Annotated in this window: 14 protein-coding genes, 5 tRNA genes and 1 pseudogene; 15 read left to right on the forward strand and 5 right to left on the reverse strand. The window is 67.4% G+C overall.

What is annotated here, in order from left to right; translation table 11 throughout:
• Nucleotides 1-40 precede the first annotated feature (40 nt).
• A complete protein-coding gene (locus tag JHW41_RS08645; protein WP_250449645.1) occupies nt 41-670 on the reverse strand; it encodes a LysE family translocator in 630 nt (209 codons plus the stop codon).
• 112 nt (nt 671-782) lie between these two features.
• Between JHW41_RS08645 and JHW41_RS08650 the strand changes: the two genes are divergently transcribed.
• A complete protein-coding gene (locus JHW41_RS08650) occupies nt 783-1241 on the forward strand; it encodes an Lrp/AsnC family transcriptional regulator (RefSeq protein WP_250449646.1) in 459 nt (152 codons plus the stop codon).
• 87 nt (nt 1242-1328) lie between these two features.
• Here JHW41_RS08650 and JHW41_RS08655 read toward each other — a convergent pair whose 3' ends face one another.
• Complete coding sequence (locus tag JHW41_RS08655) at nt 1329-2090, reverse strand: Bax inhibitor-1/YccA family protein (protein WP_091794726.1); 762 nt, start codon at nt 2088-2090, stop codon at nt 1329-1331.
• 245 nt (nt 2091-2335) lie between these two features.
• Here JHW41_RS08655 and JHW41_RS08660 point away from each other — a divergent pair.
• The 7 genes from JHW41_RS08660 (at nt 2336) to JHW41_RS08690 (ending at nt 5347) form a co-directional block, all read left to right on the forward strand.
• Nucleotides 2336-2412: transfer RNA gene (locus tag JHW41_RS08660), tRNA-Pro, on the forward strand.
• Between the two features lie 43 nt (nt 2413-2455).
• Nucleotides 2456-2532, forward strand: a tRNA-Arg gene (locus JHW41_RS08665).
• A gap of 50 nt (nt 2533-2582) precedes the next feature.
• A tRNA-His gene (locus JHW41_RS08670) sits at nt 2583-2659 on the forward strand.
• Nucleotides 2660-2746: 87 nt separating this feature from the next.
• A tRNA-Lys gene (locus JHW41_RS08675) sits at nt 2747-2822 on the forward strand.
• 634 nt (nt 2823-3456) lie between these two features.
• Nucleotides 3457-3687, forward strand: a complete 231-nt coding sequence (locus JHW41_RS08680) for a hypothetical protein (protein WP_250449647.1) — start codon at nt 3457-3459, stop codon at nt 3685-3687.
• A 443-nt stretch (nt 3688-4130) separates the two neighbouring features.
• Nucleotides 4131-4352 (forward strand): hypothetical protein, encoded by a 222-nt coding sequence (locus tag JHW41_RS08685; protein ID WP_057948286.1) that lies wholly within the window; start codon nt 4131-4133, stop codon nt 4350-4352.
• A gap of 260 nt (nt 4353-4612) precedes the next feature.
• Nucleotides 4613-5347 (forward strand): hypothetical protein, encoded by a 735-nt coding sequence (locus tag JHW41_RS08690; RefSeq protein WP_250449648.1) that lies wholly within the window; start codon nt 4613-4615, stop codon nt 5345-5347.
• Here JHW41_RS08690 and pip read toward each other — a convergent pair.
• On the reverse strand, nt 5344-6309 hold the full coding sequence (gene pip / locus JHW41_RS08695; protein ID WP_250449649.1) for a prolyl aminopeptidase: 966 nt from the start codon (nt 6307-6309) through the stop codon (nt 5344-5346). The two genes, JHW41_RS08690 and pip, sit on opposite strands and share 4 nt — an antisense overlap.
• A 271-nt stretch (nt 6310-6580) precedes the next feature.
• Between pip and JHW41_RS08700 the strand changes: the two genes are divergently transcribed.
• The 4 genes from JHW41_RS08700 to clpX all read left to right on the forward strand — a co-directional run bounded on the left by JHW41_RS08700 (nt 6581) and on the right by clpX (nt 10859).
• Nucleotides 6581-6665 (forward strand) — tRNA-Leu (locus JHW41_RS08700).
• Between the two features lie 452 nt (nt 6666-7117).
• Nucleotides 7118-8419: a trigger factor gene (tig, locus tag JHW41_RS08705; RefSeq protein WP_057948283.1), complete on the forward strand. Its 1302-nt coding sequence runs from the start codon at nt 7118-7120 to the stop codon at nt 8417-8419.
• A gap of 314 nt (nt 8420-8733) precedes the next feature.
• On the forward strand, nt 8734-9360 hold the full coding sequence (clpP, locus tag JHW41_RS08710; protein WP_057948282.1) for an ATP-dependent Clp endopeptidase proteolytic subunit ClpP: 627 nt from the start codon (nt 8734-8736) through the stop codon (nt 9358-9360).
• 203 nt (nt 9361-9563) lie between these two features.
• A complete protein-coding gene (gene clpX / locus JHW41_RS08715; protein ID WP_057948281.1) occupies nt 9564-10859 on the forward strand; it encodes an ATP-dependent Clp protease ATP-binding subunit ClpX in 1296 nt (431 codons plus the stop codon).
• On the opposite strand, the gene JHW41_RS26665 is transcribed toward clpX, so the two are convergent.
• Nucleotides 10808-11002 carry a DUF6053 domain-containing protein gene (locus JHW41_RS26665; protein ID WP_428995481.1) on the reverse strand — a complete coding sequence of 65 codons (195 nt, stop codon included), beginning with the start codon at nt 11000-11002 and terminating at the stop codon, nt 10808-10810. The genes clpX and JHW41_RS26665 overlap by 52 nt on opposite strands.
• Between JHW41_RS26665 and JHW41_RS26670 the strand changes: the two are divergent.
• Nucleotides 10974-11045 (forward strand): annotated as a pseudogene (locus JHW41_RS26670) (hypothetical protein); the annotation flags it as partial. The gene JHW41_RS26665 and the pseudogene JHW41_RS26670 overlap by 29 nt on opposite strands.
• A gap of 228 nt (nt 11046-11273) precedes the next feature.
• Here the strand turns inward: JHW41_RS26670 and JHW41_RS08720 are convergent.
• Nucleotides 11274-11933, reverse strand: coding sequence for a hypothetical protein (locus tag JHW41_RS08720; protein WP_250449650.1), 660 nt, complete (start codon nt 11931-11933; stop codon nt 11274-11276).
• Nucleotides 11934-12132: 199 nt separating this feature from the next.
• Here JHW41_RS08720 and lon point away from each other — a divergent pair, with 199 nt between their 5' ends.
• Both lon and JHW41_RS08730 read left to right on the forward strand, forming a co-directional pair.
• Nucleotides 12133-14577 (forward strand): endopeptidase La, encoded by a 2445-nt coding sequence (lon, locus tag JHW41_RS08725; protein WP_057948279.1) that lies wholly within the window; start codon nt 12133-12135, stop codon nt 14575-14577.
• A gap of 237 nt (nt 14578-14814) precedes the next feature.
• On the forward strand, nt 14815-15087 hold the full coding sequence (locus JHW41_RS08730; RefSeq protein ID WP_057948278.1) for an HU family DNA-binding protein: 273 nt from the start codon (nt 14815-14817) through the stop codon (nt 15085-15087).
• Nucleotides 15088-15103: the final 16 nt, after the last annotated feature.

Genomic DNA, 15103 nt, shown 5'->3' on the forward strand with positions numbered 1-15103 from the left:
GCGTCGCTCCTGCAGTCGCCGCGCTCGCATCCGCGGCGACTCAACTCAACGCCAGCTTCCCCGCCGCCGCCGCGATCAACCCGCCGGCGACGCCGTCGATCCAGCGCCGCCGCCGACCGCCGAGCGTCGTCGCGCAGCCGCCGCGCGCACCGCGCCCCAGCAGCAGACTCAAGGCCGCATACACCAGCGCGCAGCCGGCGACGAACAGGGCCGACAACGCGACCGCCTGCGCCGCCGCCGGCGCATCGGCGCGCATGAACTGCGGCAGGATCGCCAGGTAGATCATCATCCCCTTGGGGTTCAGCGCCGCGGTCAGGAAGCCGCGGCGCAACGCATCGCGCCGACCGCCGCGTTCGACCGCCTGCGCGTCGAGCGCGCCGCGCCGCAGCGCCGAACGCAGCAGCTTGAACGCCAGCCACGCCAGATAGGCCACGCCGATCCAGCGCAGCGCCTGGAACAGCGGCGGCGACGCCGCCACCAACGCCGCCAGCCCGAGCGCCGCCAGCAGCGAATGCAGCAGATAACCGGCGCAGACCCCGGCGGTGGCGCGCAGCCCGGCCGCGGCGCCGCCGCCGAGGCTTTGCGAGGCGACGAACAGCATGTCCGGCCCCGGCGTGCAGATCAGCGGGAACACGGTGGCGCAGAAGAGCAGGGCGGTGTGCAGGTCCATGCCCGCCATGATCGGCCCGGTGCGGCGGCATGGGGTTGCGCGGATGGCGCGTTTGTCGGAATTATTGGCAGGAACTGCCATGAACCCACGCCGATAGCCGCAGGAGCTTCCAATGCGCCTCGACGAGACCGACCGCCGCATCCTGCGCGTGCTCCAGCGCGAGGGCCGCATCGCCAATGCCGAGCTGGCCGAACGGGTCGGCCTGTCGCCCTCGCCGTGCCTGCGCCGGGTCCGGTTGCTGGAAGAGGCCGGGGTGATCGAGCGCTACGTCGCCGTGCTCGCCCCGGCCCGGCTCGGCCTGTCGATGACCTTGTTCACCCGGGTCTGGCTGATGACTCAGGACGCGGAGACCATCGATCGCTTCGTCGCCGCGATGCAGCGGCTGGACCAGGTCATGGAGTGCTACATCGTGCTCGGCGAATGCGACGCGATGTTGCGCGTGGTGGTCGCCGACCTCGACGACTACCGCCGCTTCCAGACCACCCACCTGACCCGCGCCAACGGCATCGCCAACGTCAAGACCGACCTGCCGAGCCAGGTGGTCAAGCGCAGCTACGAACTGCCGCTGTAGCCGCGCAAACCAAGGCCGCGCGAACAAGCGCCGCGCAAACGAAAAGGGCGCCCGAAGGCGCCCTTTCGCGAGTACCGCGCGGCGGCGTCAGTTGCGCGACTGCAGCTTCGACAGCAGGCGCAGGAACTCGATGTACAGCCACACCAGGGTGACCATCAGGCCGAACGCGCCGTACCACTCCATGTACTTCGGCGCGCCTTGCTCGACGCCGTTCTCGATGAAGTCGAAGTCCAGCACCAGGTTCAGCGCCGCGATCACCACCACGAACAGGCTGAAGCCGATACCGATGATGCCGGACTGGTGGATGTAGGGGATCTCGATGTTGAACATGCGCAGCACGATCGAGGCCAGGTAGACCAGGGCGATGCCGCCGGTCGCCGCGACCACGCCGAGCTTGAAGTTCTCGGTCGCCTTGATCAGGCCGGTGCGGTAGGCCGCCAGCAGCGCGAACAGGGTGCCGAAGGTCAGCATCACCGCCTGGATCACGATGCCCGGGAAGCGCGCTTCGAAGATCGAGGAGATCGCGCCGAGGAAGAAGCCTTCCAGCAGCGCGTACATCGGCGCGGTGATCGGCGACCATTCCTTCTTGAAGGTGGTCACCAGGCTCATGATCAGGCCGCCGATCAGGCCGCCCCACAGGTACAGGCCGGCGCCGGAGACCTGGCCGCGCGGGCCGATCTCGATCTGGTTCCAGGCGAACGCGGCGGTGAGCACGGTCAGCAGCAACAGGAAGCCGGTCTTGTTGACCGTGCCGTTCAGGGTCATCGCCTGGCCGTTGCCGGTCACGACCGCGCCGCTGCCGAGGTCGAGGAAGGTGGATTCCTTGAGGGCGGGGTTGCCGCTGCGCATCATCGGTGTAGCTCCTTTTTCGTCGCGTACCGCCGGCCGCGCCGACGGATGAGAATGATTTCTGACCGGCGAAAGCATACACGCCGGCGCTTGCGGCCGGCCGCGGCAGGATGTTTCCAAGTGTGCGACCGCCGGGCGCGGACCGGCGGTCTGGACGGATTGCGCGACAGGATTGACAGTTCAGGTAACCGCGACGAAACTATGCGGCCTTTCGCGGCGTTGGCGCGCTTCGGAAGTCCCGGTTCCGGGGTATAGCTCAGCCTGGTAGAGCGCCAGCTTTGGGAGCTGGATGTCGTGGGTTCGAATCCCTCTGCCCCGACCATCCATCGTCCAGGCCGGCCGTCAGTTAAGATTCGACTTTCCTGGCGCCCGTAGCTCAACCGGATAGAGCACCGGCCTTCTAAGCCGGTGGTTGCAGGTTCGATTCCTGCCGGGCGCGCCAAATTCGCAAGCGCCGTGCGGTACAATGCGCGGCTGGTAAGTGTTTCTGTGGTGGCTGTAGCTCAGCTGGTTAGAGTACTGGATTGTGATTCCAGATGTCGGGGGTTCGAGTCCCCTCAGCCACCCCACTAAAATTCGTTGCGACGGAATTTGTTGTAACGAAAGTGTTGTGCGGGGCGAAGTTGTTGTGTAAGATTTCGCTCCTCGGTTTTACCGGGCCGTTAGCTCAGTTGGTAGAGCAGTTGACTCTTAATCAATAGGTCCAAGGTTCGAATCCTTGACGGCCCACCAATAAAGAGAAGGGACTTGGCAGCGATGCCAGGTCCCTTTTTCTTTGTCCCGCGTTTTCTTCGGTTCGCGTTTTCTTCGGCTCGCGGAGTTCCCCGGGCGTTCCCGCATCGCGTGTTCTTGCTCGCGCGAATGCAGCGATCGGGCGTGGCGCTGCGGGCCGATCGGTTTTCGTTCGCCGCAACTGGCGAGCGCTGGCCCGGCGGTGGTGCTGCCGTTGAACTTTGCATGCCCGCGCTTGCCGCCGCGGACTTCGCGTCGCTTTCGAATCGCGCATGGGCTATTGCCTGCGCAGGGAGTCGATCCGGCGCAGCGCTCGCGCGGTCTTCATGTCGAATGCGGATCGGACTTCGCCGCCGGTGCGCCGTTGTCGTCCGATGAGGGCGTTCGCTCGAACCCATCGAAGCGATCCCGCTGCGGCCTTCGAGCAAGCCGCTGCAACGCCGTGCGCAAGCTCTGGCCGCACGCGAAGTTCGAGCGCGTTCGCATGCGACGCATTTTTTGTGCCTCGCAGCGTGCGCGTAACGCTTCCAACGACTAGCGTTGCGTGGCCAACAGCAATCACAGAGGCCTAGGCCGAACGCAACGCAGCCGGCAACGCCGCCGTAGTCCATTCAGAACAAGGGAGACTGGATCCATGAACATGATGATCAAGGGCATCGCGATGGGGTTGTTTGCGATGGGAGCGGTGATCGGTGGAAGCGCGAACGCGATTCCGACGGCGACTTGCGACAGCGCGCATGCCGGCGCGGTCAGGACCGAATGGGTGGGCGATGTCGCCTACAAGTACGAATGCGACGGCAGCGGCTGGCAGCTCGTCAGCAAATGCGGCTGGGTCGGCACGCGCTGGGTGTGCATGAACCAGTGATCGGCGCCTGCCTGCGCGCGCCGGACCCAGGTGGGGTGGGTTCGGCGCAAGCGTCCGCGGTCGATGGCGGCGCATGAGCGCCGCGTTCGCGCGATGTGCGAACCGGTGCAGATCGCGAATGCGCGCGCGTGCTGCAAGCGGCTGTGGCCGAGAGCTGGGGCGATGCGCTTTCTGCGCCAAAAATGTGATTGGAGATCACATTTAAAGCGCGAAATCGACGGGGAATCTGCGGACAGCAGGCGCGAAATCCGTTATCCATGAATCACGGGCCGCGCGGCTTCGATACGCCGGCTCTTGTCGTTGCGCCCCCACGTGAAGCACCGATCCCCCAACGGCGGACAGAATCGCTGGCTGTCCGCCCCGGCGAGCGCGCGCGCATCGTTGCGCATGCGCGGGCCGGCGAACGATTCCAGCGGCATCATGTTTACGAAAAGGAGAGGTTCATGAAGCGGACGATGATGAAGGTGGCGGCTGCGGTTTTCGCGGTGGGTCTGGTGGGCGGCGTCGGCGTGGCGAATGCGCAGATCGGCGGGGCGTACTGCAATCCGAACGGCGCCACGACCAATATCGTGCAGGGCAGCTGGCGCAACTACTACACCTGCAGCAATCACAAGTGGGTCTTCGTCAAGGCCTGCCCGGTCGGCGGCGGACGCTGCGTGTTCTGATCGGATCCGTCGGCAGCCGCGGCCGCGCCGCCGGGCGACGGCCGGTCTCGCGCCGCACGCGTGAGCGCATGGCCGGGACGCGGTTTCCGTAAAAGGCGGACCTGTCGACGTCGAGTCGGCAGGTCCGTTTCTTTTTTGCGCGGGCGGGGCGGTGCGTCCGGCAATCGCGAGCGATGCCGCCGGGCATCGGCGCGGAGGGGTTTTTTCCGTATCGTGCGGTTCCGGCCGCGGCCCTGCGTCGGCCGCGCACAGGAGACCGAATGATCGAATGGAGCAAGTTGCAGGACGCCTACGGCCCCGCCGACGCGGTGCCGGCGCTGTTGGCCGCGCTGGACCCGGACCCCGCAGCGGAGGTCTGGACCGAGCTGTGGTCGCGCATCTGCCACCAGGGCACGGTCTATTCGGCGAGCTATCCGGCGCTGCCGGCGCTGTTGGACGCCGCGCGCGGATGGGCGCCGCCGGCGCGGGTCATGCCGGTTTCGCTTGCGGCGACGATTCTCGCCTCGCCGCAAACCGGCGCGGACGAACGCGCGCGCTATGCCGCGCTGGCCGCGGAGCTGCGTTCGCTCGCCGCGGATTCGCTGCGGGCGCCGGCGCTGTCGCGCGCGGACATCGTCTGCCTGCAGCAGGCGGTGTTGTTGCTCGACGGCGAGCCGTGGGCGGAGCAGTACGATCGCCTGTTGAGCGGCGAACTCGACGGGCAGTGCCCGGCGTGCGCGACGGATCTGATGATCGTGATCGGGGAGTACGGGTTTTTCGTCACCGACCAGGAGTGGATCCACGGTCACAACGAGCGCGCCGCGCCGATCGCGCCGGCCGAACCGGCCAATCCAGACGATCCGGCCGGCCTGCCTTCGGTCGGCGAGTGGTTATGGCACGGCGCGCGGCGTCACGACGACGCTGAATTGCAGGCCTGGATCGCGCACCTGTTCGGCCGCGGCCGCTGTCCGGCGTGCGCGGCGCAGTGGCCGGTCCTGGACGCGGTGTCGGCCTAGCTTCGCGGCGGCCCGAACCGCTCCGCCAGCGTGTCGGTCGCCGTCACCAGCGCGTCCACGATCGCCGGATCGGCCGCGCTGTGTCCGGCCAGGACGATGCGCAGCTCCGCCTCCGGCCAGGCCGCGGCCAGATCGACCGCGCTTTTGACCGGACAGATGATGTCGTAGCGTCCGTGCACGATGGTCGCCGGGATCTCGCGGATGCGGCCGATGTCGCGCAGCAACTGGTCGGGCTCCAGGAACACGTCGTGGCGGAAGTAGTGCGCTTCGGCGCGGGCGACGTTGACCGCCGAATCGGTATCGCCGTGGATGCCCGGCTCGAAGGGATCGTGCAGCAAGGTGGTGCTGCCGCCTTCGCAATCGCTCCACGCCATCGCCGCCTCGCGCCGCACCTGCAGGTCGTCGCTGTCCAGGCGCCGCCAGTAGGCCTCGACCATCTGCCCGCGTTCCCCCTCGGGGATGTAGTCGAGGTAGCGCTGCCAGCGTTCCGGGAAGATCCAGCGCGCGCCGCCGTCGAGTTCGTTGAACCAGCGGAGCTCCGGCGGCCGGCCGAGGAAGATGCCGCGCAGCACCAGCGCGCGCACCGGTTGCGGGTGGGCCTGGGCGTAGGCCAGCGCCAGGGTCGAGCCCCAGGAGCCGCCGAACACCACCCAGCGCTCGATCCCGAGCAGCGCGCGGATGCGTTCGATGTCGGCGACCAGGTCCCAGGTGGTGTTGTCGCGCAACTCCGCGTGCGGCGTCGACTTGCCGGCGCCGCGCTGGTCGAACAGCACGATGCGGTAGCGGGCCGGATCGAAGAAGCGGCGGTGATACGGCGACACGCCGGCGCCGGGGCCGCCGTGCAGGAACAGCACCGGCAGGCCGTCGGGATTGCCGCATTCCTCGACATGCAGCTCGTGGATCGCGTCCACGGCCAGGCGGTGGGTGCGGTAAGGCTCGATCTCGGGGTACAGCTCGCGCATGGGCGGTCGCCGGCGAAAGGGGAGGCAGGCAGCATAGCCGCGCGTGCTCGTCGCCGGCTTGCCGGCGCTGGCGCTTGCGGCGGTGGGGTGGGGCGGCGGTCTCGCGGTCGCGGGCGCGACCGGGTTGGGGCGCTGTGCCCGGGTCGTTGCCTGGGACTGTTGGACTCGGGCTTTCCGGTCCCCGGCGGCGCGCCTGGGCCGGGCGGCTAGGGCTCGGCTTTTGCGCCCGCGCGCCGTTAGAATGCGGGCCCGGCCTCGCGCGCCGGCGCTTGCGAAAGTGGCGGAATTGGTAGACGCACTGGATTTAGGTTCCAGCGGTTCACACCGTGCGGGTTCGAGTCCCGCCTTTCGCACCAAGGCCGCGCGCGGAAGATCGGCCGCCGCTGCCGCCGCGATGGCCGGCCGAGCCGGCCGGCGTTTCTGTCGCCATCCGCGTCCTGGCCGTGGCGCCGACCGCCCGGTCGGTCGTTCTGTCTGCCCTCGATGCGCTTGCCAACGGCCGCCTTCGGGCCCGAACCCCACCGTCGCAAGCCCGGACCGCACTCCCTGTTCGGGGCTCGCCGGCCCTTTCGGCCGCGACTGGCACCCGGCCCGTCCCATGGCCTTCTGCGACGCGTGCGCAAAACCCAGCCCGCGACCCCAAAACCCGCCACCCGCCGGCCTTTGCGCCCGGCAACGCTGGCAGGCCAGCGCGTAATCGGCCAAACTAGCAAGTTCCGCCGGCCGGCGAGCGTCACCCCCGGGCCGGCGGCCGGACCGGATCAACAACATCGTCGCCGCGGCGGGTGCCGCGGTCGCAGGAGTGGATATGCAAGTTTCGCTGGAATCGCTGGGCTCGCTGGAGCGCCGACTGACCTTCAGCCTGCCGGCCGAAAACCTGGAAAGCCAGGTCGGCGGCCGCCTGCGCGAGATCGCGCGCGGCGCCAACATCAAGGGCTTCCGTCCGGGCAAGGTGCCGACCAAGGTCATCGAGCAGCGCTTCGGCGCCCAGGTCCGCGCCGAGATCCTCGATGGCATGCTGCGCGAGAGCTTCGGCGACGCGATCCGCAAGGAACAGCTGCAGATCGCCGGCAACCCGAGCATCGAGCCGGCCGGCGAGACCGACGGCACCCTGTCCTACGTGGCCGTCTTCGAGGTCGTGCCGGACTTCGGCGACATCGACGTGGCCAAGTTGGAAGTGGTGCGCCACGCCGCCGAGGTCACCGACGCCGACATCGACGCGATGATCGAGAACCTGCGCCTGCAGCGCCGCACCCTGCAGTCGGTCGAGCGCGGCGCCCAGGAAGGCGACGTGGTCGAAGTCGAGACCTGGACCGAGATCGACGGCCTGCGCATGCCGGCCGAGGGCGCCGAGTACGGCAGCACCCAGATCGGCTCGGGCGCGATGTTCAAGCCGCTGGAAGACGCCATGGTCGGGGTCAAGGCCGGCGAGGAGAAGGTCGCCGAAGTCGAGTTCCCGGCCGACTGGCGCGCCGCCGAGGTCGCCGGCAAGACCGCCAACGTGCACCTCAAGCTCAACCACGTGTCCGAGCCGGTGATGCCGGTGGTCGATGCCGAGTTCATCAAGAGCTTCGGCGTGCGCAGCGGCGACGCCGAGCAGTTCCGCGCCGACATCCGCACCAACCTGGAGCGCGAGCTCAAGGGCGCGCTGATGAACCGCCTGCGCCAGGAAGTCGGCGAGCAGCTGGTCAAGGCCTACGAATCGGTGGAAATGCCGCCGAAGCTGGTCGAGCAGGAAGCCCGCAACATGGTCTGGCAGACCGTCGAGCAGGCCCGCCGCCAGGGCCGCCAGGTCACCGCGCCGGACGACGCCCACCTGAACTACATGGACGCCGCGCGCAAGCGCGTGCTGGTCGGCCTGCTGGTCGGCGAGATCGCCCGCCGCAACGACCTGCGCCTGGAGCCCAAGCGCGTCAACGAGACCCTGCGCCTGATCGCCTCGACCTACGAGGAGCCGCAGCAGGTGATCGACCTGTACCGCAACGACCAGCAGCTGATGGCCGGCCTGCAGAACCGGGTGATGGAAGAGCAGGTGATCGACTGGATCGCCGAGCGCGCCCAGCACACCGAGCAGCCGCTGTCGTTCAGCGACGCGATCCGTCCGAACTGAGCGATCGCACCGGCCCGCGGCTCTCGCCGCGGGCCGCTTGCTTTGCGAGGTCCCTGCGCGACGAGGCCGCAGTGCCCGTGGCCCGCGTTTCGCGGTCCGCCCTCGGACCCGGCCCGCGCGGGCCTCCGCCGCACCGGCCAGTCGCATCGGCCCGGAGCGCGGGCCGCATCGGCACGCAACCCCGCTGGCCGGCGCCCACGCCGCGTTTTTGACAATCGCGCCTCTTGCGCTGCGCCGCGACCGGCCCCAAGTTGGGCTCAACCGCGCAAGCAACCCAGCGCCCCCCTACGTCAGCCACAGGTGCCGTTCAATCCATGGATAACCTAACCAAAGCCCTGAATCTGGTGCCGATGGTGGTCGAGCAGACCAGCCGCGGCGAGCGCGCCTACGACATCTATTCGCGCCTGCTCAAAGAGCGCGTGATCTTCCTGGTCGGCGGCGTCGACGACCACGTCGCCAACGTGATCGTGGCCCAGATGCTGTTCCTCGAGGCCGAAAACCCCGAGAAGGACATCAACTTCTACATCAACTCCCCGGGCGGCGTGGTCACCGCCGGCATGGCGATCTACGACACCATGCAGTACATCAAGCCCGACGTGAGCACGATCTGCATCGGCCAGGCCGCCAGCATGGGCGCGCTGCTGCTCGCCGCCGGCGCCAAGGGCAAGCGCCTGGCGCTGCCGAATTCGCGGGTCATGATCCACCAGCCGCTCGGCGGCTTCCAGGGCCAGGCCACCGACATCGACATCCACGCGCGCGAAATCCTGACCCTGCGCCAGCGCCTGAACGAGATCCTGTCCAAGCACACCGGCCAGTCGCTGGAGACCATCGCCCGCGACACCGAGCGCGACAACTTCAAGAGCGCCGAGGCCGCGCGCGACTACGGCCTGGTCGACCAGGTGCTCGAGCGCCGTCCCGACGAGACCATCCAGGCCTCGTAAGGACGCCGCCGGGCGGGCCGACACAGCGCGCAAACCCTTGATCGCACTGCGGTATGCGGCGAAAGGGACGGTCCGGGGCGCTGTGCTATCCTCGGGCCGAGCCGCCTGAACAAGCCTCGGCGGCGCTTGCCGCCCAGGCGTTTTGGGCATATTAAGAAGCCAACGCGCACCACAAGACTGAGCACCAACGGGCCAAACCAAGCATGACCGACGAACGACAAGGACGCAGCACGGGCGACAGCAACAAGATCCTGTATTGCTCGTTCTGCGGTAAAAGCCAGCACGAAGTCCGCAAGCTGATCGCGGGCCCGAGCGTGTTCATCTGCGATGAGTGCGTGGAGCTGTGCAACGACATCATCCGCGAGGAACTCGAGGAGAAGGCGCAGTCGGCGCGCAGCCACCTGCCCAAGCCGCGCGAGATCCTCGAGGTGCTCGATCAGTACGTGATCGGCCAGCAGCGCGCCAAGCGCACGCTCGCGGTCGCCGTGTACAACCACTACAAGCGCATCGAGAGCCGGCAGAAGAACGACGACGTCGAACTGTCGAAGTCGAACATCCTGCTGGTCGGCCCGACCGGTTCGGGCAAGACCCTGCTCGCCGAGACGCTGGCGCGGCTGCTCAACGTGCCGTTCACCATCGCCGACGCCACCACGCTGACCGAAGCCGGTTACGTGGGCGAAGACGTGGAGAACATCATCCAGAAGCTGCTGCAGAAGTGCGACTACGACGTCGAGAAGGCGCAGCAGGGCATCGTCTACATCGACGAGATCGACAAAATCTCGCGCAAGAGCGACAACCCGTCGATCACCCGCGACGTGTCCGGCGAAGGCGTGCAGCAGGCGTTGCTCAAGCTGATCGAAGGCACCATCGCCAGCGTGCCGCCGCAGGGCGGGCGCAAGCATCCGCAGCAGGAATTCCTGCAGGTCGACACGCGCAACATCCTGTTCGTGGTCGGCGGTGCGTTCGCCGGCCTGGACAAGATCATCCAGCAGCGCAGCACCGAGGCCGGCGGCATCGGCTTCGGCGCCAAGGTCAAGAGCGCCGAGCGCAAGATCGACATCGGCAAGATCCTCGCCGACGTCGAACCCGAGGACCTGATCAAGTTCGGCCTGATCCCCGAGTTCGTCGGCCGCCTGCCGGTGGTCGCCACGCTCGAGGAACTCGACGAGCCGGCGCTGATCTCGATCCTGACCGAGCCGAAGAACGCGATCACCAAGCAGTTCCGCAAGCTGTTCGAGATGGAGAACGTCGAGCTGGAGTTCCGCCCCGACGCGCTCTCGGCCATCGCCAAGAAGGCGCTCAAGCGCAAGACCGGCGCGCGCGGCTTGCGCACCATCGTCGAGTCGGTGCTGCTGGACACGATGTACGAACTGCCGTCGCTGGAGAACGTCAGCAAGGTGGTGGTGGACGAGTCGGTGATCGAACACAAGTCCGAGCCGTACCTGATCTACCAGACGCCGCCGGCGCAGCAACAGCCCAAGGTGGCCTCGGCCGAGTAAGACCTTCGCCCCCGCCCAGTGCGGGGGCGATCGTTTTCGGGGGCGGGTTTTTGTGTTTGCCTCAGGAGCGCTTGAGTCCCGACGCTTTCCGCTGAGGTCGCAGCGACCTGGCACGAAAGCGTCGGGGCTGAAGCCCCTCCCACAATCGCTTCGGCGGTTGTTCGAGTGGGTTTCGATCTGCTTTAGTGGGAGGGACTTCAGTCCCGACGCTTTCCGCTAAGGTCGCGATGACGTGGCACAAAAGTATCGGGGCTGAAGCCCCTCCCACAATCGCTTCGGCGGTTGCTTCGAGTGAGTTTCGATCTGCTTTAGTGGGAGGGACTTCAGTCCCGACGCTTTCCATTCCGATCGCGGCGATCCGGCACAAAAGCGTCGGGGCTGAAGCCCCTCCCGCAATCGCTCAAGGCCCGCGCCTCAGGCGGCGCTGTCGTCCTCGGCCTCGTCGCCATCTCCGTTCCACTCGACCATCGCCCGCCGCGCCCGCTCCACGCTCTCGCACAAGGCCTCTTCCAGCGTCTGCCGGGCCGGGCTCGCCGCCAGCATCGCGCGCAGTTCGCGGCGCACGCCGCCGAAATCGTCTTGGTCGTAGTACAACGCGCCGAAGCGGCCGTCCTCGTCGGCGTACAGGTACCACGCGCTTTCCGCGACGGTATCGGTGCGGTACCAGCCGAAGCAGCGGTAGCGCGCGTTGAGCGCATCCAGTTCGGCCTGTTCGAAGGACCGGCCCGGCTCGAACTCGGGCCGGTCGTTGGCCCAGCTGTAGACGATCATGTCGGCCAGGCCCAGCGAGCGGATCCGCTGCCAGGCGTCGGCGTGCTCCAGGCCGTCGGCCAGTTGCGCCGGGCCGGGCAGCTGCACGCAATGCGACTCGGTGTTGTTCCAGTTCTGCAGGCCGCCGAACTGGCGGTAGAAGGCCTCCAGGTCCTGCGGCAGCGGACGCGGTTCCAGCGCCTGCAGGCGGGCGATCTCGTCGCTGGCGGCGGGCCCGACCGGCAGCAGGGTGTTGTAGTCGTCGTCCCAGAACCGGGTCCGGATCTCGTTGTATCGGTCGATGGCGGTCTGCAATCGTTGCATCGCTGGCGTCCTGACGATGGGGGCGGGCGGGACGCTTTGTCCCGTCCCCGGATTTGTATCACAAGGCGATGATTTCAAAGCGGTTTTTGTCGATTTTGCGGGCCGCCCGGCGGGCTTTGCTTGCGCTCCCGGGCCGCCACCCCCATAACGGGAGCCTGGATGCCGCGGCATCCTCACCCCACGCTTGTCGAGAGCTCCAATGACCCAGTCTTCCGCCGAATCCATGACCCTGCCGGTGCTGCCGCTGCGCGATGTGGTCGTGTTCCCGCACATGGTGATTCCGCTGTTCGTCGGCCGCGACAAGTCGATCCGCGCCCTCGACCTGGCGATGGAATCGGACAAGCGCATCCTGCTGGTCGCGCAGAAGTCCGCCGAGACCGACGACCCGGGCGCCGAGGATCTCTACGAGATCGGCACCCTGGCCCAGGTCCTGCAACTGCTCAAGCTGCCCGACGGCACCATCAAGGTGCTGGTCGAAGGCGTCTCGCGCGTGCGCGTGGACGAGGTGGCCGAGCGCGACGGCGCGCTGGCCGGCCATGCGGTCGTGGTCGAGCCGCAGATCGATCGCGAAGAGCGCGAGATCGAGGCCATCGCGCGCTCGCTGATGGGCCTCTTCGAACAGTACGTCAAGACCAACCGCAAGCTGCCGCCGGAGCTGATGCAGACGCTCGCCGGCATCGACGAGCCCGGCCGCCTGGCCGACACCGTCGCCGCGCACCTGGGCGTGCGCATCGGCGACAAGCAGAAGCTGCTGGAGACCCACGCCGTCGGCGCGCGCCTGGAGCAGCTGGTCGGGCTGGTCGACGGCGAAATCGACGTGCAGCAGCTGGAAAAGCGCATCCGCGGCCGGGTCAAGTCGCAGATGGAGAAGAGCCAGCGCGAGTACTACCTCAACGAGCAGATGAAGGCGATCCAGAAGGAGCTCGGCGAGATCGACGATGCGCCCAACGACATCGACGAGCTCGCGCGCAAGATCGCCGAGGCCGGCATGCCCAAGCCGGTCGAGACCAAGGCCAAGAACGAACTCAACAAGCTCAAGCAGATGTCGCCGATGTCGGCCGAAGCCGCGGTGGTGCGCAACTACCTCGACTGGCTGCTGGGCGTGCCGTGGAAGAAGCGCAGCAAGATCCGCAAGGACCTCAAGGCCGCGCAGGACGTGCTCGACGCCGACCACTTCGGCCTGGAAAAGGTCAAGGAACGCATCCTGGAATACCTCGCGGTGCAGTCGCGGGTGAAGAACATGAAGGGCGCGATCCTGTGCCTGGTCGGCCCGCCGGGCGTCGGCAAGACCTCGCTCGGCCAGTCGATCGCCAAGGCCACCAACCGCAAGTTCGTGCGCATGTCGCTCGGCGGCGTGCGCGACGAGGCCGAAATCCGCGGCCATCGCCGCACCTATGTCGGTTCGATGCCGGGCCGGATCGTGCAGAACCTCAACAAGGTCGGCAGCAAGAATCCGCTGTTCGTGCTCGACGAGATCGACAAGATGTCGATGGACTTCCGCGGCGATCCGTCCTCGGCGCTGCTGGAAGTGCTCGATCCCGAGCAGAACAACGCGTTCAACGACCACTACCTGGAAGTCGATCTCGACCTCAGCGAAGTGATGTTCGTCGCGACCTCCAACTCGCTCAACATTCCCGGTCCGCTGCTGGACCGCATGGAAGTGATCCGCATCCCGGGTTACACCGAGGAAGAGAAGCTCAACATCGCGATGCGCTACCTGCTGCCCAAGCAGATCAAGAACAACGGCCTCAAGCCCGAAGAGATCAAGATCGCCGAAAGCGCGGTGCGCGACATCATCCGCTACTACACGCGCGAATCGGGCGTGCGCAACCTGGAGCGCGAGATCTCCAAGATCTGCCGCAAGGTGGTCAAGGAAATCGCGCTCGCCGGCCCGAAGCCGGCGAAGAAGGGCAAGGACGGCGCGGTCAACGTCGGCTCCAAGAACCTGGAGAAGTACCTGGGCGTGCGCCGCTTCGATTTCGGCCGCGCCGAGGAGCAGAACGAGATCGGCCTGGTCACCGGCCTGGCCTGGACCGAGGTCGGCGGCGACCTGCTGCAGGTCGAGGCGACGCTGGTGCCGGGCAAGGGCCAGTTGATCCTGACCGGCCAGCTCGGCGACGTGATGAAGGAGTCGGTGTCGGCGGCCTTGTCGGTGGTGCGCGCGCGCGCCGAGCGCCTGGGCATCGACGTCGAGTTCCTGCAGAAGCACGACGTGCACGTGCACGTGCCCGAGGGCGCCACGCCGAAGGACGGCCCCAGCGCCGGCATCGGCATGGCCACCGCGCTGGTGTCGATGCTGACCAAGAACCCGGTCAAGGCCGACGTGGCGATGACCGGCGAGATCACCCTGCGCGGCCGCGTGCTGCCGATCGGCGGCTTGAAGGAAAAGCTGCTGGCGGCGCTGCGCGGCGGCATCCGCACCGTGATCATTCCCGAGGAGAACCGCAAGGATCTCGCCGACCTGCCCAAGAGCGTGACCCAGGGCCTGAAGATCATCCCGGCGCGCTGGATCGACGAGGTGCTCGACATCGCGCTCGAGCGCCCGATCGCGCCGGCTCCGGCCGCCGCGTCGGGCGAGGGCGAAGGCGACATCGCGGTGCGCGAAAGCGGCAAGAGCGGCCCGCAGCCCGACGTCAAGCACTGACTCGGGCCGTCGGTCGGAGGGCCCCGGAAGCGGGCGCGAAAAAACGCTGAAAGCCGCGCCACTGCTGGCTTTCAAGCTTGCGCCCCCTATAGGCCGCTGGTATAACGACCGCAACCGCGCAGCCCCAATCCACAAGCACAACTTCTGCGCGGCACACTTGATCGGAGCGCGCCTCCTGCGGCGTCGCTCCGATTCTCAGAACTCGCGGTCGCAACCGCACAGGGAGTCAAGAAAATAATGAACAAGGCCGAACTCGTAGGCGCCGTCGCCGAAACCGCCGAGCTGTCGAAGACCGACGCTACCGCCGCCGTCGATGCGCTGATCGACGTCGTCACCAAGGCGCTGAAGAAGGGCGACACTGTCACGCTCGTAGGCTTCGGCACCTTCCAGGTGCGCAAGCGCGCCGCCCGCCAGGGCCGCAACCCGAAGACCGGCGAGACCATCAAGATCCCGGCTTCGAAGAATCCCTCCTTCAAGGCTGGCAAAGCGCTGAAGGATGCCGTAAACTAATCAACTCGGCGGCGGT

The organism is Lysobacter enzymogenes, from assembly GCF_023617245.1.
Lineage (GTDB): Bacteria > Pseudomonadota > Gammaproteobacteria > Xanthomonadales > Xanthomonadaceae > Lysobacter > Lysobacter yananisis.